Annotated in this window: 14 protein-coding genes and 3 pseudogenes; 11 read left to right on the top strand and 6 right to left on the bottom strand. The window is 55.1% G+C overall.

Annotated features, from left to right (window positions below; translation table 11 throughout):
* Positions 1-72: 72 nt before the first annotated feature.
* The 6 genes and pseudogenes from cas3 to DES54_RS03955 all read left to right on the top strand — a co-directional run.
* Positions 73-2,107: pseudogene (cas3, locus tag DES54_RS19345) on the top strand (CRISPR-associated helicase Cas3'); the annotation flags it as partial.
* A pseudogene (locus DES54_RS03975) lies at positions 2,082-2,417 on the top strand (type I-E CRISPR-associated endonuclease Cas1e); the annotation flags it as partial. The pseudogenes cas3 and DES54_RS03975, both read left to right, overlap by 26 nt.
* Positions 2,418-2,711 carry a type I-E CRISPR-associated endoribonuclease Cas2e gene (gene cas2e / locus DES54_RS03970; protein WP_113865318.1) on the top strand — a complete coding sequence of 98 codons (294 nt, stop codon included), beginning with the start codon at positions 2,418-2,420 and terminating at the stop codon, positions 2,709-2,711.
* 426 nt (positions 2,712-3,137) lie between these two features.
* Positions 3,138-5,369, top strand: a complete 2,232-nt coding sequence (locus DES54_RS03965; RefSeq protein WP_113865317.1) for a YgiQ family radical SAM protein — start codon at positions 3,138-3,140, stop codon at positions 5,367-5,369.
* A 77-nt stretch (positions 5,370-5,446) separates the two neighbouring features.
* Positions 5,447-5,893 carry a YhbP family protein gene (locus DES54_RS03960; RefSeq protein ID WP_113865316.1) on the top strand — a complete coding sequence of 149 codons (447 nt, stop codon included), beginning with the start codon at positions 5,447-5,449 and terminating at the stop codon, positions 5,891-5,893.
* Between the two features lie 32 nt (positions 5,894-5,925).
* Positions 5,926-6,579 carry an NAD(P)H-binding protein gene (locus DES54_RS03955; RefSeq protein WP_113865315.1) on the top strand — a complete coding sequence of 218 codons (654 nt, stop codon included), beginning with the start codon at positions 5,926-5,928 and terminating at the stop codon, positions 6,577-6,579.
* A gap of 57 nt (positions 6,580-6,636) precedes the next feature.
* Here DES54_RS03955 and nrdG read toward each other — a convergent pair whose 3' ends face one another.
* Positions 6,637-7,101, bottom strand: coding sequence for an anaerobic ribonucleoside-triphosphate reductase-activating protein (nrdG, locus tag DES54_RS03950; RefSeq protein WP_113865314.1), 465 nt, complete (start codon positions 7,099-7,101; stop codon positions 6,637-6,639).
* 54 nt (positions 7,102-7,155) lie between these two features.
* Positions 7,156-9,294: an anaerobic ribonucleoside-triphosphate reductase gene (gene nrdD, locus DES54_RS03945; RefSeq protein WP_113865313.1), complete on the bottom strand. Its 2,139-nt coding sequence runs from the start codon at positions 9,292-9,294 to the stop codon at positions 7,156-7,158.
* A 358-nt stretch (positions 9,295-9,652) separates the two neighbouring features.
* Between nrdD and DES54_RS03940 the strand changes: the two genes are divergently transcribed.
* The 5 genes and pseudogenes from DES54_RS03940 to DES54_RS03920 all read left to right on the top strand — a co-directional run bounded on the left by DES54_RS03940 (position 9,653) and on the right by DES54_RS03920 (position 15,669).
* Positions 9,653-10,570 (top strand): homocysteine S-methyltransferase family protein, encoded by a 918-nt coding sequence (locus tag DES54_RS03940; RefSeq protein WP_113865312.1) that lies wholly within the window; start codon positions 9,653-9,655, stop codon positions 10,568-10,570.
* 84 nt (positions 10,571-10,654) lie between these two features.
* Positions 10,655-12,187, top strand: a complete 1,533-nt coding sequence (locus DES54_RS03935) for an ABC transporter substrate-binding protein (RefSeq protein ID WP_113865311.1) — start codon at positions 10,655-10,657, stop codon at positions 12,185-12,187.
* Between the two features lie 14 nt (positions 12,188-12,201).
* On the top strand, positions 12,202-13,188 hold the full coding sequence (locus tag DES54_RS03930; protein ID WP_427846344.1) for an ABC transporter permease: 987 nt from the start codon (positions 12,202-12,204) through the stop codon (positions 13,186-13,188).
* Between the two features lie 80 nt (positions 13,189-13,268).
* Positions 13,269-14,090 carry an ABC transporter permease gene (locus DES54_RS03925; RefSeq protein WP_113865309.1) on the top strand — a complete coding sequence of 274 codons (822 nt, stop codon included), beginning with the start codon at positions 13,269-13,271 and terminating at the stop codon, positions 14,088-14,090.
* Positions 14,083-15,669, top strand: a pseudogene (locus DES54_RS03920) (ABC transporter ATP-binding protein). The gene DES54_RS03925 and the pseudogene DES54_RS03920 overlap by 8 nt, the downstream one beginning before the upstream one ends.
* A gap of 4 nt (positions 15,670-15,673) precedes the next feature.
* Here DES54_RS03920 and DES54_RS03915 read toward each other — a convergent pair.
* The 4 genes from DES54_RS03915 to DES54_RS03900 are packed head-to-tail and all read right to left on the bottom strand — an operon-like array spanning position 15,674 to position 19,629.
* On the bottom strand, positions 15,674-16,411 hold the full coding sequence (locus DES54_RS03915; RefSeq protein WP_113865308.1) for a proteasome-type protease: 738 nt from the start codon (positions 16,409-16,411) through the stop codon (positions 15,674-15,676).
* Positions 16,412-16,433: 22 nt separating this feature from the next.
* On the bottom strand, positions 16,434-17,270 hold the full coding sequence (locus DES54_RS03910) for a transglutaminase family protein (RefSeq protein WP_113865307.1): 837 nt from the start codon (positions 17,268-17,270) through the stop codon (positions 16,434-16,436).
* Complete coding sequence (locus tag DES54_RS03905; RefSeq protein WP_113865306.1) at positions 17,267-18,196, bottom strand: alpha-E domain-containing protein; 930 nt, start codon at positions 18,194-18,196, stop codon at positions 17,267-17,269. Before DES54_RS03905 ends, DES54_RS03910 begins: the two co-directional genes overlap by 4 nt.
* Positions 18,196-19,629 carry a circularly permuted type 2 ATP-grasp protein gene (locus DES54_RS03900; RefSeq protein ID WP_113865305.1) on the bottom strand — a complete coding sequence of 478 codons (1,434 nt, stop codon included), beginning with the start codon at positions 19,627-19,629 and terminating at the stop codon, positions 18,196-18,198. The genes DES54_RS03905 and DES54_RS03900 overlap by 1 nt, the downstream gene beginning before the upstream one ends.
* Positions 19,630-19,999: the final 370 nt, after the last annotated feature.

Raw genomic sequence — 19,999 nt, 5'->3', positions numbered from 1 at the left:
TGCGTGGTAAAGCGATTATTCCGTGGCATGATAAACGGGAATTTGAATTAATTATTCAGGGCATAAATATAAATGACGAATCAAGAAGCGGCCAGTCAGCGTTATTTTCGTTATTGGGGTAAAGCCGGTAAATCCGCTGAGATGGCGACAGGGGATGATTATCATTTATTGCCTTATCATTGCCTTGATGTAGCTGCCTGTGGTTATTGGTTAGTAAAAAATAATTATTTTCAGGCCAATAATTTATTCGCTGAACTGAAATTGACGGATGAAACAGGCGCACAGTGGTTCGCCTATTTTCTGGCGTGGCATGATATCGGAAAATTTGCCCGCGGTTTTCAACAGAAATACAGCAATCCCGATTCCCCCTTGGTGCAAAATGCGGGTCAGGCTGATTCCGCTCGACATGATTCATTAGGATTTTGGCTTTGGCAAAACCGGGATGATAACCCACGGATTTTTCCTTTTGGTGAGATTTCTCGTTACCAGAAAAAAACGCTGGATATCTGGCTGAACATCGTGACCGGACATCACGGCAAGCCGCCGGAGAGCGGCGTTAAAGGAAAATTTGCTTTCCACCTGGATGATTATCTGGCCGTGAGTGAATATCTTTGTGATTTAACAAATTTATTTCCCTTTTCATCCACTCTCCCCTCTCTGTCCTCTGATAAGGTTTGGCTGGCGACGTTTAAGCAACAAAGCTGGGCGCTTGCCGGGCTGACAGTGCTTGCTGACTGGCTGGGATCACGTCAACAGGATTTTCACTATCGCAGCGATCCGATGCCGCTGAGCGATTATTGGCAACATTATGCGTTGCCCACGGCGGCAAAAGTGGTATCACGTTTACCGCGCACGCCTTCTCCGTCTGCTTTTCAACATATCCAGCAGTTATTTCCATTCATTCAGCAGCCGACGCCGCTACAACAGCAGGCGCTGGAGGTGGCTATTTCCGCAGAGAGGCCACAACTTTTTATTCTGGAAGATGTGACTGGCGCGGGAAAAACCGAAGCCGCAATGGTCCTGGCGCATCGCCTGATGGCGCGGCAGAAAGGCAGCGGCATTTATGTCGCCTGCCTTTACGCAATCGCTGTGGGACGGTGAAAGCCAGGGGCAGGCGCAGTACGACAAAGAAGAACGCGCCGCCGGTGAAGATTGCAACATCTGGTTTGCTGATTCACGGAAAAAAGCGCTGCTGGCGGATGTCGGGGTAGGCACGCTCGATCAGGCGCTGATGGCGGTGATGCCGTTCCGCCACCAGTCGCTGCGCGTGTTGGGGCTACAGAACAAGATCCTCATTCTGGATGAGGTCCACGCCTGTGATGCCTATATGAGCAAGCTTATTGAGCATCTGATTGGTTTCCATGCCCGACATGGCGGAAGTGTGATCATCCTGAGCGCGACCTTATCGCTGAGTTTGCGTGACAGGCTAACGCAGGCTTTCCTGCTTGGCATCGGATGTGAAGCGGGATCATGGCAACCCGATCCCGACGCGTGCTATCCGTGGCTGACGCAGGCTAACCGAGAAGGATTGCAGGAAACCGCGTTGGCAACCCGCACGGAAGTGAAACGGGAAGTGAACATCGGCTGGCTGAAGCTTAGAGAGCAAGGGATTGAGGTGATCAAAGCGGCGGTGGCGCTCGGTCAGTCGGTCTGCTGGATCAGAAACACGGTGGATGACGCGATTACTCTCTATCGTCAGCTTGTGGCGGAAGGCGTGCCAGCGGACGATATGCTGTTGTTCCACAGCCGCTTCGCCTTCTGCGATCGCATGGCGGTGGAAGAACAAGCATTAAGCTGGTTTGGTAAAGACAGTACGCCGATACAGCGTGCAGGCAAAGTATTGATTGCCACGCAGGTGGTCGAACAATCGCTGGATATCGATGTGGATAACATGATCAGCGATCTGGCGCCGGTTGATTTGCTGATCCAACGGGCCGGACGGTTGCAGCGGCACATTCGCTGCCGTGATGGGCGGCGGAAAACGGCAACGGATAAACAGCCGTCGATTGATGAACGTCCTGCCGCCAAACTCCATGTTTTCGCCCCGGAATGGCAACCGCAGGCTGATGCCGACTGGTTGGGCAGCGAGCTGCGCAACAGCGGTTATCGGATTTGTCCACAGCGGCAAGCCACTTTCTTTCGTGTATGACATTGCCGATATCATCAAGTTTGACGGCGTGGTTCCCAAAGCTTTTGAGATCGCCGCACGCAATCCTGCCGAACCTGATCGTGAAGTCCGTCTCGCCTGTCGCAATATTTTTCGCAGCCAGAAAACGCTTGGTAAACTGATCCCGTTGATTGAAGAGATCCTCATGGCTGGGGGCATCACACCGCCGTTGCCGCCGAATGATGCACAGCCGCCAGCTATCCCGGAGCCAAAACCGTTTGGCGACAGCGGGCATCAGGGGAATAGCTGAATGAGCATGCTGATGGTGGTGACGGAAAATGTTCCGCCGCGCTTGCGTGGACGTTTGGCTATTTGGCTGCTGGAGGTACGAGCGGGTGTTTATGTCGGTGATACGTCGCAGCGGGTGAGAGAAATGATCTGGCAGCAGATTATTGAACTCGCCGAACAAGGTAATGTCGTGATGGCGTGGGCAACCAATACCGAATCCGGGTTTGAGTTTCAAACCTGGGGAGAAAATCGCCGTATGCCGGTGGATTTGGAAGGATTGCGGTTGGTGTCTTTTTCACCTGTTGATAATCAATAAGTTAGCGTTCTTTAATAATCAGGAAAATTTGGTGGATTTTATCATTATGAAAAACGTTTTATAAAACAATAATCTATTTTTAGCGTGTTCCCCGCGTCCGCGGGGATAAACCGAAATACCCCGCTAATCCCGTGGTGTTAATCGTGTGTTCCCCGCGTCCGCGGGGATAAACCGCTGACAATGGATAATGTCCAGTTTATCCGAACGTGTTCCCCGCGTCCGCGGGGATAAACCATGCAGCGGGATTCTCTACACCTAAGCGGCGTGTCTGACGGAAAATCTTGATCCACCGCATATCTGAACCACTCTTGTCAGCAGTGTTATGGTTGTCCGCGTATAATCCTTGCCCCTTGCTTTCTGATTAATAAACTATCAAATGTTGACCAGATGTATACGCAACCCATTTTCTGATAACGAAGAATTTCTATGCCAATCAGCTTGATCCAGCCCGAACGAACCTTGTTCTCTTACCCGCGTTACTGGGCCGCGTGTTACGCTACTGCGCCGTTTTTCCCCATGTCGCGTGAAGAGATGGATCAGCTGGGCTGGGATAGTTGCGATGTGATCGTGGTGACCGGCGATGCCTATGTTGATCATCCGAGTTTTGGGATGGCGATTATCGGACGGATGCTGGAAGCGCAGGGATTTCGTGTCGGGATTATCGCGCAGCCTGACTGGACGTCGAAAAACGATTTTATGCGGCTTGGTAAGCCCAATCTGTTTTTCGGCGTGACTGCCGGAAATATGGATTCGATGATCAACCGTTACACGGCTGATCGCAAATTACGTCATGACGATGCCTATACGCCGGGCAATGTGGGCGGAAAGCGGCCCGATCGGGCAACGTTGGTGTATAGCCAGCGTTGTAAAGAAGCCTACCGCGAGGTTCCGGTGATCCTGGGCGGCATCGAAGCCAGTCTGCGGCGTATCGCACATTACGATTATTGGTCTGATACCGTGCGGCGTTCAGTACTCGTGGATGCCAAGGCGGATATGCTGGTTTATGGAAACGGTGAACGTCCGTTGGTGGAAGTGGCGCACCGGTTGGCGGCGGGTGAAGCGATATGCGATATCCATGATGTGCGCAACACCGCCGTGATGCGTAAAACGGCGTTGGTTGGTTGGGCCGGCGTTGATTCGACCCGGCTGGATAAGCCCGGTCGCATTGAACCTATCATCAATCCTTACGGCGAAGATTTACCCTGCGCCGACGGGGAACGGCCTGCGCCGGATGCCGCTCAGCCGATCACCGTGCGGGCGCCGCGACCTAAGCCGTGGGAAAAAACCTATGTGCTGTTGCCCTCTTTCGAGAAAGTGAAGGGCGACAAAGTGATGTACGCTCATGCGTCGCGGATATTGCATCACGAAACCAATCCGGGGTGCGCCAGAGCCTTGATGCAAAAGCATGGCGACCGTTACGTCTGGATTAATCCTCCGGCGATCCCGCTCTCAACCGAAGAGATGGATGCGGTGTTTGCGCTGCCGTTTCAGCGGGTTCCGCATCCTTCTTACGGCAATGCGGTCATCCCCGCTTACGACATGATCCGCTTTTCAATCAACATCATGCGCGGGTGCTATGGCGGCTGTTCGTTTTGTTCGATCACCGAGCACGAGGGACGGATCATCCAGAGTCGATCGGAAGCATCGATTGTCAAAGAGATCGAGGCGATCCGCGATCATGTGCCGGGATTCACCGGCGTTATCTCCGATTTAGGCGGCCCGACGGCGAATATGTATATGTTGCGTTGTCAGTCCCCGCGTGCCGAACAAAGCTGCCGCCGGGCCTCCTGTGTCTACCCTGAAATCTGTTCTCACATGGATACCAACCATGAGCCGACCATCAAATTGTATCGGCGTACCCGCAGCCTGAAAGGGATCAGGAAAATCCTTATCGCTTCCGGCGTCCGTTACGATCTGGCGGTGGAAGATCCGCGCTATATCAAAGAACTGGCGGAGCATCATGTGGGGGGATATCTGAAAATTGCGCCGGAACATACGGAAACCGGGCCGCTGTCAAAAATGATGAAGCCCGGCATGGGAAGCTATCATCGTTTCAAACAGCTTTTTGACAGCTATTCAAAACAGGCGGGAAAACAGCAGTATCTGATCCCCTATTTTATCTCCGCGCATCCGGGAACCCGTGATGAAGATATGGTCAATCTGGCGCTGTGGTTGAAAGAAAACCGTTTCCGGCTGGATCAGGTGCAAAACTTTTATCCTTCTCCATTGGCGAATGCCACTACGATGTATTACAGCGGCAAGAACCCGCTCGGCAAAGTGGACTACCAGAGCGAGGATGTGGTGGTGCCGCGCGGTGAGCGTCAGCGCCGGCTGCATAAAGCGCTGCTCCGCTACCATGATCCGGCCAACTGGCCGTTGATCCGCGATGCGCTGAGCGCAATGGGCATGCAACGGCTGATTGGCAACCGGCCTGATTGTCTGGTTCCGGCGGAAAAACCGGGAGAACGCGCGGGTTCAGGCGCCAGGGGCAGGTCATCCAGCTGCCCCGCGTTGACGCGTTTTGCCGCGCCGGTCGTAACGCCGCAACCGGCAGGTAAAAAAGTCGTATCCGGCGGTTCTTCGGCGATGAAAAACCGCAAAACGGATAAAAAATCAGGCCGGTCTAATCCTGTTAACCGCGGTAAAAAACCAGTCTGATGGCGTTGGCCGCGTTGAATGATCTGTGATGCATTTAACGAGCGCCGCCGTTTTTATGCCATTACCCAGGAGAACCGATGGAGAACGAAAACACGCTTGGTGCTATCTCCCGTTATCTGAAAAAGCTGCACGTACTGAGCGTCTGTGTTGGCGATAATTCGGATTTATGGTGTGCGAGTTGCTTCTATACTTACGATGAACAACGGGTGGCTTTTTACCTGATGACGGAGTTGCACACCCGTCATGGTGAACTGATGCGCCGGCAGCCTTGGGTCGCCGGGACGGTCAGCGGCCAGCCGAAAAGCATCATGCTGATTAAAGGCGTACAGTTTCGGGCGCGGGCCGAGTTGTTGCAGGGAGAGGAGGAACAGCAGGCGAGGGCGCGTTATCATGCGCGCTTACCGGTGGCCCGCGGCGCACAGGCTCCAGTGTGGCGCTTACAATTAACCGAACTGAAAATGACGGATAACACCCTGGGTTTTGGCAAGAAAAGCCATTGGCAACGGACTGAACATGACGCCTGATATTAAAAAAGAGATAACCAGAGGAGTATGTAATGAGCCGGGTATTGCTATTTGGAGCGACGGGGCTGGTAGGACGTGAACTTCTGAAACTTTTAAAAGAAAATCATCGGGTTGAAACGATTTATGCACCCACACGCAAACCACTGCCTCCGGCTGAAAAGTTGGTGAATCCGCATAACGCCGATCTTTACGTGGCGCTTTCCCAGTTGACTTCTCCCATAGATATCGCGTTTTGCTGCCTGGGTTCCACGCTCAAAACGGCAGGAAGCAAGCAGGCCTTCCGTGATGTGGATTACACGTTGGTGGTGGACAGCGCAAAGGCTGCGCTGGCATTGGGAGCGAAACATCTGCTGGTTGTCAGCGCGCTCAGCGCGAATACGGCGTCACCGTTCTTCTACTCCAGAGTGAAGGGTGAAACGGAGAAATCCTTACGGCAACAAGGCTGGCAACACCTGACGTTGGCGCAACCCGCGCTGCTGGTGGGAGAAAGGGAAACGCATCGTCCGTTGGAAAGCTTCGCCGCGCCGCTGTTCCGACTGTTTCCGGCCAAATGGCGCGCCATCGACGGAAAAACCGTGGCCCAGGCGCTATTGAATCAGGCATTTTCTCCTGAACCGAAAGCGCGCGTCACGGTATTGGAATCCGACCAATTGAGAAGTCTGGGTAAGCAGAAATCGCTGCATTAGCGACATTATTTTGACAACCGCTTTCTCTGGCATCCGGTATGGCGACAGAAAGCGGTATCAGCGCAGGTAATGAATGACCTGATTGCTGCTGCCGCGCCAGATTAACGACGGATCTTTCAGTTCCTGCACAAATTTGCCGTCAACCAGTACGTTAATCCGATCCACCACCTGTTGCTGTTCCGCGGTGAGTTCCGCCAGCACATAGCCCGTCCACAGCCAGATATCCTTACCCGGACATTCCGCCCGTATCCGTTTCACCAGCCGCAGAATCTCAGAAATATTTTGCGGGTGGAGCGGATCGCCGCCGGACAGGGAAATGCCCTGCCGGGGGATCACCGTATCCTGTAGATCGGTAATAATCCGATCCTGCATCGCCTGGGTAAAGGGCTGGCCGGAGTTAATCCGCCAGGTGCTCTTGTTGTAGCACCCCGCGCATTGGTGCACACATCCGGCGACAAACAGGGTGCAGCGCGTGCCGGGGCCGTTGACCACATCAACCGGGTAATACTGGTGATAATTCATGTGTGTAAAGCCGTCTATTGAAAAGGAGGCCGCGTTCCTTGCGGCCTGAAATAATCAACCCAACTGGCCGTTGCCCAGGTGTTTGATACGGCGTTTCACTTCTTCCTGCTTACCGGCGTTGAAGGGGCGGGCGTCCGGGCTGCCCAGATAACCGCAAACACGACGCGTGACGGAAACGCGGGATGAGTCATGATTACCGCATTTCGGGCAGGTGAAGCCCTTGCTGGTGCACTCGAATTCGCCGGTGAAGCCGCATTCGTAGCATTCGTCTATCGGCGTGTTGGTGCCGTAGTAGGGGACGCGAGTGTAGCTGTAATCCCAGACGTCTTCCAGCGCTTGCAGGTTATGTTGCAGGTTCGGGTATTCGCCGTAGCAAATGAACCCGCCATTCGCCAGCGGCGGGTAGGGCGCTTCAAAATCGATCTTCTGGTAGGGATTGACCTTTTTCTCCACGTCCAGATGGAAACTGTTGGTATAGTAACCTTTGTCGGTGACGCCCGGTACGACGCCGAATTCGGCGGTATCCAGACGGCAGAAACGGTCGCACAGGTTTTCGCTTGGCGTGCTGTACAGGCTGAAACCATAACCGGTTTCCGCTTTCCACTGATCGGTGGCGGCTTTTAAACGCGCGACGATCGCCACGGCTTTTTCACGCCGTGTTTCACTGTCGAATACATGAACCTCATTGCCGAACAGCGCGTTGATGGTTTCGTGCAGGCCAATGTAGCCGAGCGAAATGGACGCGCGCCCATGCTTGAAGATCTCCGCCACGTTGTCGTCTGCTTTTAAGCGCACGCCACAGGCGCCTTCCATATACAGAATCGGCGCGACACGCGCTTTCACGCTCTCCGGTCTGGCGATACGCGTCATCAGCGCTTTTTTCGACAGCGCCAGACGTTGGTCGAGCAGCGTCCAGAAGCGCGCTTCATCCCCGTCGGCTTCCAGCGCGATACGCGGCAGATTGAGGCTGATCACGCCCAGATTGTTGCGGCCATCGTGAATTTGCTCGCCGTTCTCTTCATAGACGCCCAGGAAACTGCGGCAACCCATCGGAGTTTTAAATGAACCGGTGACGCTAACCACCTGATCGTAGTTCAGGATATCGGGGTACATGCGTTTACTAGCGCATTCCAGCGCCAGTTGTTTGATATCGTAATTCGGATCGCCCGCTTTGTGGTTCAGGCCGTCGCGGATGGCAAACACCAGTTTGGGGAACACTGCGGTTTTGTGGTTTTTGCCCAGCCCGGCAATGCGGTTACGCAAAATGGATTGCTGAATCAGACGCGATTCCCAACGGGTGCCAAGCCCAAAACCAAAAGTAACGAATGGCGTCTGACCGTTGGCGGTATGCAGCGTATTGACTTCATATTCCAGCGACTGGAAAGCGTCATAGCACTCTTTTTCCGTGCGGCTACGGGCATAATGGTCGGCATCGGGGATCTGCCATTCGTCGGCGATGGCTTTATGTTTGGCATGACTGGCGGTGACGAATGGCGCCAGAATTTCGTCAATGCGGTTGATGGTGGTGCCGCCGTAAATATGGCTGGCGACCTGCGCGATGATTTGCGCGGTCACCGCGGTGGCCGTTGAAATCGATTTCGGCGGTTCGATTTCCGCATTCCCCATTTTGAATCCCTTGGTCAACATGCCGTTCAGATCGATCAGCATGCAGTTGAACATTGGGAAGAAGGGCGAGTAATCGAGATCGTGGTAGTGAATTTCGCCGCGTTCATGGGCCAGCACGACGTCACGCGGCAGAATGTACTGTTTGGCGTAATGTTTGGCGACAATCCCCGCCAGCAGATCGCGTTGCGTCGGGATCACTTTACTGTCTTTGTTGGCGTTTTCGTTGAGCAGCGCCATATTGCTTTGCTCAACCAGCCCCCGGATTTCCTGATTGAGACGCCCCTGCCGCTCGCGTGCCACATCACGATCATGGCGATACTCGATATAGGTACGCGCCAACTGCTTATAGTTACCGGACATCAGCAGGTTTTCGACGGCGTTCTGAATGTCGTGAATATCGACGCGCGCTTTATCCTGCATCTGTTGAGCGACCGCACAGGCCACGGTTGCGCAGTAATCCGCGTCATTAACGCCCGCCGCCTGCGCCGCGCGTTCGACGGCCTCTTTGATGCGAACTTCATCAAAAGGCACCTGACAACCGTCCCGTTTAATCACTACTGGTTTCACGTTTTGTTCCTCTTGCAAGGTTATCCACAGGCGAAAACCGCAACGCGCAAGGGCTGCCGCGGCTGTGGATGATATTGTGGATAAACACTATATATGGGTAATGTTTATAGGATAGACACTATATATTGAATTCGGTGCAGGCATATCACCATTTTGTTGATGTAGAGCAAAGAAAATAGCTTATAGGAGAGAATTCGTGCTTGAACAAAATACAACCAATCAAGCGGGGTTCGCTGTGAAGGCCCGATGCGCACGGCACGGCATAAGGTTATCGCTATTTAGCTATCAAGGCATCTAGACATCCAGATGTGTTTTCAGTAATGTGTGCTTTCTTTTCTATTTAGTTAAGGTGATGACGATGGCGGAAAACGTTCTGATTCTGGATGGGGGAATGGGGCGTGAACTGGCGCGTATCGGGGCGCCGTTTCGTCAGCCTGAGTGGTCGGCATTGGCGCTGATGACGTCGCCGCAGCATGTCCGTCAGGTGCATGACAGCTTTATTGCGGCGGGCGCGCAGGTCATCACCACCAACAGCTATGCGGTCGTGCCTTTTCATATTGGCGAGGATGTGTTCTCCGCACGCGGTCGGGAACTGGCTGAACTGGCTGAACTGGCCGGTAAACTGGCGCGTGAAGCCGCGGACGCCGCAGGCGCCCCGGTGCGAGTGGCGGGTTCGCTGCCGCCGGCGCTGGGTTCCTACCGTCCCGATTTGTTCAAACCCGACGCGGCGGCGCCGATCCTGCGTGTGTTGATCGACGCGCTCAGTCCCTATCTGGATGTGTGGCTGGCGGAAACGCAGGGTTCGCTGGCTGAAGTCGCGCTGGTGCGCGAACTGCTGGCTGACGACACGCGTGAACTGTGGTTATCCTTCACGCTGCAAGATGAAACCGATCAACAGGGGCTGGCGCGTTTGCGATCCGGCGAAACGGTCGCCGCCGCCGCACAAAGCGCGATCCGGCTTGGAGCCAGTAGCCTATTGTTCAACTGTAGCCGCCCTGAAGTGATGGCGCCCGCGGTGAAGCAGGCCAAATCCGTTCTCCAACCGCAGCAATCCGCCATGCGTATTGGCGTGTACGCCAATGCCTTTGAACCGGAAGATAATCGGCGCGGCGCGAACGAAGGGTTGAGCCGCCTGAGAACCGATACGCATCCGGCTGGTTATCTGAAACTGGCTGAAGAGTGGGTGGCGCAGGGCGCGACAATGGTGGGCGGTTGTTGCGGCATTGGCCCGGAACATATTGCGTATTTGGCGCGATCGTTTGGTAATCAGGCGTAAAGAGAGACGCTGTCAGTTTATTTTCGCGCATCACAATAACCAGACCACCTTATGAAGATGGAATAACGAAGGAAATATAACATCATGAATCGCCGTCATTTTATTAAAGGCGCCTGCGCGATTTCCGTTGCCGCCGCGACTGCCGGCTGGCCGTTGGGCGTACAAGCCGATGAAACGTCGAAAAAAGGCGGACATCTGATTGTGGGCGTGGACAACGCCTCCAGCACCGACCGTCTCGACCCCGCGTTCTGGTTTGAAACTTATATGTATTTTGTCGGTTCCCAGTTGTTCAATAATCTGGTGGAACTGGATGAAAACGGCGAACTTATCCCCTCGCTGGCCGAATCCTGGAGCAGCGCGGAAGGCGGTCGTGTCTGGGTGTTGAAAATCCGTTCCGGTGTACAGTTCCACGATGGGCGTCCGTTGACGGCGAAAGATGTGGTTTACTCGCTCAACCATCATCGGGGAGAACAGTCCAGTTCATCGGTGAAAGGTTATCTGGACCCGGTCACGTTGCTGGAAGCCACCGGAACCCATGAAGTGACCCTTCGTCTTAACGAGCCGAATGTCGAATTTATTGCGTTATTGAGCGATGTGCATTTCGCCATCACGCCGGAAAACGAATCCTTTGATAAAGGCATCGGCACCGGGGCCTTTATTCTGGAAAGCTTCCAGCCAGGGGTGCGCACGCTGGTGAAACGTAATCCTAATCACTGGAACAGCGCTCGCGGCCACGTCGATTCGGTGGAAACGCTGGCGATGAATGATTCAACCGCGCGCGTGGCCGCGCTGGTCAGCGGTTCCGCGCATATCATCAACCGCGTGAATCCGCGTATTGTGGGCCGCATTGAAAAAATGCCGAATCTGCAACTGTTGCGTTCGCGTGACAGCCAGATCTTTACTTTCCCCGGCCTGGGCAACGTAGCGCCGTTTAATTCGCTGGATGGCCGTCTGGCATTGAAATATGCCATCGATCGCCAGCAGATTATTGATACCGTGCTGGGCGGTTACGCCAGCGTAGGCAACGATAACCCCATTTTCCCGTCGAACCGCTATTTCGCCAAAGACATTCCACAACGTCCTTATGATCCGGAGAAGGCCAAATATCACTGGCAGAAAGCCGGATTCAGCGGCCCGCTGGTGTTGTCCGTCGCCGATGCCGGTTTTCCCGGCGCGGTGGATGCCGGTCAACTCTATCAGGCATCCGCGCAACGCGCCGGTATTCCGCTGACGGTGGAGCGCGTGCCGGACGATGCCTTCTGGGATAATGTCTGGATGAAGAAAACCTTTGTGTCTTCCAACTGGTCGATGCGTCCGACCGCCGATGCGCTGTTGTCGCTGGTCTTTACCAGCAAAGCGCCGTGGAATGAGTCTTTCTGGCATGAACCCGCGTTTGACCAACTGGTGCAGTCTGCGCGCGGCGAAGCGAATGAAGATAAACGCCGTCAGATTTACCACGATATTCAACGGATGTTGGTGGATAAAGGCAGCGAGATCATTCCGTTGTATGCCGATGCGCTGGATGCGTGCAGCACCCGCGTCAAGGGGCTGAAGGCGATCCCCGGCTTCCCGCTGAGCGGCAATCGCGCTGCTGAGAAAGTGTGGCTGGCAAGCTGAATATAAGGATGATGATGTCAGGTAACGGCTGGTTTTTCAGCGATCGTTTTCCACTATTATCCATGATCCTGCGCCGTCTGCTGGCGGGGGTATTGATGATTGCCGTGGTGTCGGCGCTGATTTTCGCCGGTATTCAGTTGTTGCCGGGCAATCCGGCGATGGCTATCCTCGGGCAGTCCGCCACGGCTGAAGCGGTGAAGGCGCTGAACTTGCAGTTAGGGCTTGATCACAGCGCGCTATCCCGTTATTTCGACTGGCTGGGCGGGATATTGCAGGGCGATTTCGGGCGGAGCTTTACCAGCCGTCAGGAAATTGCGCCTGTTCTGCTCTCCCGCCTTGAGAATTCGTTGTTTCTGGCCGGCGTCGCCGCACTGGTCGTGGTGCCGCTGGCCTTGCTGATCGGTTTTCTTTCCGTGCGCTATCAGGAGAGTTGGCTCGATCAGTGCTTAAGTCTGGTCACGCGTACCGCGGTGGCGCTGCCGGAGTTCTTCTCCGGTTATCTTCTGATCCTGATTTTCTCTATCACGCTGTTCTGGTTACCCAGTAACAGCAATGTGAGCGACGGCATGCCGTTGTCATCACGGCTGACCGCGATAGCTTTGCCGGGCATCACGCTGGTGCTGGCGGTGCTGGGGCATATGAGCAACATGACCCGCGCGGCGCTCATCAACGCGCAAAATGCCGCCTATGTCGATACCGCGTTGCTGAAAGGCATTTCGCCTTCCGGTATTTTGCTGCGCCATGTGCTGCCGAATGCCTGGGGGCCGATTATCAATGTGATCGTACTGAATCTGGCTTACCTGATGGTTGGCGTGGTGATTGTGGAAAACGTCTTCGTTTATGCCGGACTGGGGCAGTATATGGTCGATGGCATCAGCAAACGCGATATGCCGGTCATTCAAGGGTGTGCGCTGGTGCTGGCGGCGATCTATATCTTGCTCAATCTCCTGGCGGATGTGGTGGCGCTGTGCGCCAACCCGCGCTTGCGGCATGCGCGTTGATTGCCGTGATAGAGGTAAGCCCTGCGTGAAAATAAAATATGTTGAAAATATAATATGTTAAGAGAAATGGATTCGACTGAATGCCTGCGATAAAACTTTCGGCGTTGCTCGGTCTGTCAGGCGTGAGCGTTTTTGTATTGGTGGCGTTGTTGGCGCCGTGGCTTGCCCCGTATCCGGCGGATCAGGTGATCGGCGGCGCCTGGCGGGGGCCGATGGATAATGCGTTGCTGGGGACGGACAATCTGGGCAGGGACCTGTTCTCCCGCTTGATCTGGGGGACGCGCACGTCGCTGACGGTTACCGCACTGGCGGCGCTGCTGGCCTTTTCGTCGGGTACGTTGCTGGGTTTTCTGGCGGGGGTGCGCGGCGGTTGGGTGGATCAACTGATCGCCCGCGTGAATGATGTATTGATGGCGATCCCGACACTGATTCTGGCGCTGGTGGTGTTGGCGATGCTGCCGAAGAACACTCTGATCATCATTCTGGTGTTGGGATTGCTTGAAGCTACGCGGGTCTTGCGGGTGGCGCGCGTACTGGCGGTGGATATCGCCGCACAGGAGTTTATTGAGGTGTCGCGGATGCGCGGCGAATCCATGCGCTGGATCCTGTGGCGGGAAATCCTGCCTAACGCACTGACTACGCTGGTGGCCGAGTTTGCCATACGTTTTATTTTCATCCTGCTGTTTCTTTCCGCGTTGTCATTTCTTGGCATGGGCATCCAGCCGCCGACGGCGGATTGGGGCGGGCTGGCGCGCGATAATAAAGACGGTATCCTGTTCGGCGTCTGGGCGGCGCTGATGCCGGGCGCGGCGATTGCGCTGCTGGCGCTGTCGCTGAATGCGGTGGCCGACGGATTGCTGAACCGTAATGAACGCCGCTGGCGGGGAGGCCGACATGGTTGATTTATTACGTGTCGAGCAACTGTGCGTGGTCGCAGGCGACCAGACGCTGGTGCAGGACATTTCCTTTAGCCTGAAAAAAGGCGAAGTGTTGGGGCTGATTGGTGAATCCGGCGCCGGAAAATCGACTATCGGCCAGGCTATTCTTGGTCATTGTCGTCATGGCATGCGGATTCAGCACGGCAATATCTGGTTTCAGGACACCGATCTGGCGGCGTGCTCAGAGCGGCAACGGCGCAAAATACGCGGCAGCCGCATCGCTTATGTGGCGCAGTCCGCCAGCGCCGCGTTTAACCCGGCGCAAACCATCGGCGAACAGGTGACGGAAGCCGCCGTGCGTCATCGTATTTTATCGCGTCAGCAGGCGACTGAACGGGCGCTGATATTGTTCGCGCAGCTTTCCTTGCCGGAACCGGCGGTGTTTTTCAAACGCTATCCGCATCAGGTGTCCGGCGGGCAACTGCAACGCGCGATGATTGCCATGGCGATGTGCGCCGGGCCTGAACTGATTATCTTTGATGAACCGACGACGGCGCTGGATGTCACCACCCAGTTGGGGGTACTGAGCGCGATTGACGATATTATTCGTTTAACCGGCGTTGCCGCGTTGTATATCAGCCACGATCTGGCGGTGGTGGCCCAACTCAGTCACCGTATTATGGTGTTGCGTCACGGTCGTCAGGTGGAAGCAGGCGAAACGCGGCAATTGCTGGCGCAGCCCGGAGAAGCGTACACCCGGTAATTGTTGCAGGTAAGGGGCCGTCACAAGCCGCGTCACCCCCCGTTGGACGACGCCTTGCTGGATATCCGCGCAGTCAGTGCTCGCTATGGCCATCAGCGTGTACTGGAGTCGGTTTCCCTGCGGCTCAGCCGTGGCCGCACCCTGGCGGTCATCGGCGAATCCGGTTCGGGAAAATCGACGCTGGGCCGCGCGGTGTGCGGCCTTACCTCGCCGACCGACGGCGACATTTTGCTCAATGGCGAGCGTCTGCCCGCTCGATTGGCGCAGCGTACCCGTCGGCATTTGCAATCCATACAAATGATCCATCAACATCCTGATACGGCGCTGAATCCGCGTTTGACGGTCGGCATGCAAATTGAACGCGTCATCGTCTGCCTGACGGATTTACCCGCCGCACAACGGCGGGCGCGTGTTGATGATTTGCTCCATCAGGTTGGATTGCCGGTGACGATCGCCGAACGCTACCCCGCCTCGCTTTCCGGCGGTCAGAAGCAGCGCGTTTGTATCGCTCGCGCGCTGGCGGCGTCCCCGGCGGTGATTGTCTGCGATGAACCGACATCGGCGCTGGATCCGCTGGTGGCGCGTGATGTTCTGGCGTTGCTGGCGCAGATTCAGCAGGAGACGGGCGTCGCTTATCTGTTTATCACTCACGATCTGCATGTTGTCCGGGAAATCGCCGATAGCGTGGCGGTATTGAGAAACGGGCGGATTATTCGTCAAGGCGCGGTGAGCGAAACGTTGTCGCCGCCGCTGGATGATTATACCCAGCGACTGTTGCAGGCCGTACCGGAAATGCGTTGCGGCTGGCTACAGGAGGCGATGGCCGCCGCTGACGCGTAATCCGCTATTTTGATATTGCCGGGAAAGGAGGAAGCTGACGGAACGTGTTCAGTAATCCTTCCGACCACGCTTTGCGGATAGTGGAGAAATAGTGGTTATCCTCGGTGATGCGTTGTTGTTCGCTGATATCAAAGCTGTTATTGCGATAAATCATCACATCCAGCGGCAGCCCGACGGAGAGGTTGCTGCGCAGGGTGGAATCGATAGAAATTAATGCGCAACACATGGCATGCTCCAGCGGCGTATCCATGCTCAGTACCCGATCGATAATCGGTTTGCCGTATTTGCTTTCGCCGATTTGGAAATAAGGCTTGTCGCGGGTGGTTTCAATGAAGTTGCCTTCAGGGTAAATATGGAACAAGCGCGGAATTTCATCGCCAATCTGACCGCCGAGCAGCAGATTGCAGCCGAAGTTGGTATTGCTGCTGTTCTGCTGTGCGCTACTGTCGCGGTGGATCACCTCACGCACGGTATCTCCCAGCAGCGTAGCGGCGTCATACAGGGTCGTGACCTGCATCAGGTTCGGCGTATGCTGCGCGTCGATACGGGCGCTGAGCAGGCTGATGATACTCTGCGTGGTGGCCAGATTTCCGGCGCACTGGATCACTAACACCCGTTCGCCTTCCTGATGAAAAACGTGCAGTTTCTTGAACGTTGCAATGTGATCGACGCCCGCGTTGGTGCGGGAGTCTGAAGCAAATACCAAACCGTCGGACAGACGCATGGCCACACAGTACGTCATAGCGAACCTTCTCGTTAAAAAATTACTGTTGCTGCTGTACCTGTTGTTGCCGTTCGAACAAACGTACTTCAGCTTCTGAAAACATCTCTTCACACCCGCCGCCAAGTCTTGTGCCGCGTACCGGGCAGGCATCCAGATAGTCCATGCCTATCGCCAGCCACAGATGTTGATGGAGCAGCCGGGTGTTGTTGGTGATGTCAAACCCCTGCCAGCGTCCATTCAACCACACTTCAGCCCAGGCGTGCATCGCCACGTGCTGACTATCCTGACTGTACACATACCCGCTCACATAGCGGGCCGGGATATGCAGGCTGCGGCAACAGGCCAGAAAGACGTGGGTATGATCCTGGCAAACGCCTTTCTGCATGGCGAACGCGACCGCCGCGCTATCCTGAACCTGCGTAGCGCCGGGAGTATACGGCATTTTCAGGCCTAATTCCGCCATCAGCGTATTCAGGCTTTCCTCCGGCGCATCGGGCCGATAATAGCGCTGCGCAAACTCGCGGATATCGGCATCGGCCTCGGTCAGCGGCGTGACGCGCAGAAACACCAGCGGCGAAAGCGTATCTTCCGGGCCGAGGCTGCTTTCTGCTGTGTTCTCTCCTATGGCGTTATCGGCGATTTCGACCACGCCTTGAGCATGAATGGTGATGTCATGATGCGGGTGATCCAACGTCAGCACATGCAGCACATTGCCGTAGGCATCGGTGGTTTCCACCGCGGTGGCTGGCAGCGTCAGCTTCCATTCTCGTATCTTCTGATGCGTGGAGTCCTGTGGCGTCAGACGCAGGTACTGGGTGCTGAATTTCACTTCCTCATCATAGTGATAGTGGGTCAGGTGATTAATGGTGAGTTTCATAGCGCCTCCAGATAGGTATGACGGATGCTATCAGCCAGTTCATTGATTTTACTTATAAAGTTATTCAGATAAATGTGCAGATCATCCGCCAGAATATCGTCCAGCGTGCTGAAGCGCAGTTCGACGTGCAGCAGGTGCGCGAGACGTTGCGGCACTTTGGCCCGCTGGCTGCCAATGGCTTCCAGTTGCTGAACCAGATCGCCCACACAGGCGTGCAGCGAGCGCGGGACGTCCTCGCGTAACACCAGCAGTTCGGTCACGGTTTCACGGCTTATCGGATGGCGATAGATACTGTGATAAGCCTCGCGCGCGCTGACCGCCCGCAACAGGGTATCCAGCCGGTAATATTCGCGCACCGGATCGGGATCATTGCTCAATTGCTGATCTTTCACGTTGAGCAACTGAGCGGTGGCGTAAGCGCGCTCTATCAACGTTCCCACGCGGATAAAACACTGGGCGTCGTTACGCAGCAGCGTTCCGAACATCGCGCCGCGAAACAGGTGGGAACGCTCTTTCACCCAGTCAAAGAATTCATCGATGCCGATTTTATCCACGCCCTGGTGACGCAGGTTTCGGATATCAATACGGGTTGTGTTAATGCATTCCCACACTTCGGAGGACAAACTGCCGCGCACGGCATGGGCATTGTTCCAGGCCATTTCGATGCAGTTGTAAATACTGCTTGGATTCTGGCTGTCCAGCGCGAAGAAATTCAGCAGGTTGTTCATCGAGAAACGGGCGTAGCGCTGCTGAAAAAGATCGTGGGTATAAGTCAGATTCAACGGCAACGCCAAATCGTGCTGTTGCTGGCTATGACGCGGCATCATGGAGAGTTTGTAAGTCACATCCAGCACGCGGGCGAGACTTTCCGCCCGTTCCAGATAACGGGCCATCCAATAGAGTTCACTGGCGGTGCGGCTTAGCATTATTCATCCTCCTCCATGACCCAGGTATCTTTGGTGCCGCCGCCTTGCGATGAGTTGACCACCAGTGAACCTTCCGTGAGCGCCACGCGGGTCAGGCCGCCCGGCACCAGACGTATTTCCTCGCCGAACAGCGCGAACGGACGCAGGTCGATGTGGCGGGGAGCCAGACCCTGTTCGACGAACGTGGGGCAGGTGGAAAGCGCCAATGTCTCCTGCCCGATGTAGTTATGCGGATTGGTCAGCAGACGCAGCCGAAAGTCATCAATTTCCTGACGTGTGGCTTTCGGCCCGACCAACATGCCATAGCCGCCCGCGCCGTGGACCTCCTTCACCACCATGCTGGCCAGATTATCCAGTACATAGCTCAACGCTTTGGGATCACGGCATTGCCAGGTGGGAATATTGCCCAGAATCGGTTCTTCGGACAGATAGAAACGGATCATCTCCGGCACATAGGGGTAGATGGATTTATCGTCCGCCACCCCGGTGCCGATGGCGTTGGCCAGCACCACGCCGCCAGCGCGATAGACCGACAACAATCCCGGCACGCCGAGCATTGAATCAGCGCGGAACGCCAGCGGATCAAGGAAGGCATCATCCACACGGCGATAAATGACGTCCACCTGACAAGGGCCTTCCGTGGTGCGCATATAGACCGCGCCTTCCTTGACGAACAAATCGGCGCTTTCCACCAGTTCGACCCCCATCTGCTGGGCCAGGAAGCTATGCTCGAAGTAAGCGCTGTTAAAACGGCCCGGCGTCATCACCACCACGGTCGGATCATCAACCGGCGTGCTTTCACGCAGTGTCTGCAACAGGTAGCTGGGGTAGCGTTCGACCGGGGCGATATGCTGGCTGGCGAACAGATCCGGGTAGAGCCGCATCATCATTTTACGGTTTTCCAGCATGTAAGAGACGCCGGAAGGCGTGCGCAAGTTGTCTTCCAGAACATAATAATGGCCGTCGCTATTGCGCACCATATCGATACCGGTGATATGGGCGTAGATATTGTTGTGCAGATTGACACCCTGCATGCAAGGCTGGTACTGGTCATTTGCCAGCACCTGTTCGCTGGGGATAATGCCCGCCTTGAGAATATGTTGCTGATGATAGATGTCATACAGAAACGCGTTCAGCGCCTGTACCCGCTGTCGGATACCGCGATCGAGTTGTCGCCATTCATGAGCAGGAATAATGCGCGGCACACTGTCGAAAGGAATTAAACGATCGGTGCCTCCCTCTTCACCATAAACATTAAACGTAATGCCGACACGATGAAACAGCAGTTCGGCCTGTTCCTTTTTCTGCCGGATGGCCTGTTGATCGGTCTGTTGCAACCATTGCCAATAGGAGTTGTAGTGTTGACGTTGTTTGCCTTCCAGCGAGATCATCTCATCGTAGTAAGGCGCGGTCGGAAGTTTCATTCTTATCATCATCATCCCCAGGCATTTCGCTTAATAGCGATAATAGATTAATGCATAAAATGCGCCATTTCGACAAAGTGGGTATTTTCATTATTTTGCAAAAGATTTTGCCTGTTACTGGGGCGTTCTGTGAGTCGGTTGCACCACGGGAATCCTTAACAGGCGTCGGCGCCAGAGCGGTATACGCCTTTTTTTCGACGCCGATGCACCTGTTCCTTAACTGATCGACATAAACATAAGCGTGGTTTTTACTGTGCGGATAATGACGGGCTGATGAGTCAGCCGGTTTAAACCGGCGGTCATTCACGAAAAGTGCTTATCAGAGACAACACCCCTATGGCGTTCCAGGTTATGAATGGCGCCGTGGCGGGAGACAAGG

This window comes from Brenneria salicis ATCC 15712 = DSM 30166 (assembly GCF_003315515.1).
GTDB classification, from domain to species: Bacteria; Pseudomonadota; Gammaproteobacteria; order Enterobacterales; family Enterobacteriaceae; genus Brenneria; species Brenneria salicis.
The sequence above is the reverse complement of the archived record's forward strand: the minus strand, read 5'-3'. Positions and strand labels throughout refer to the sequence as shown.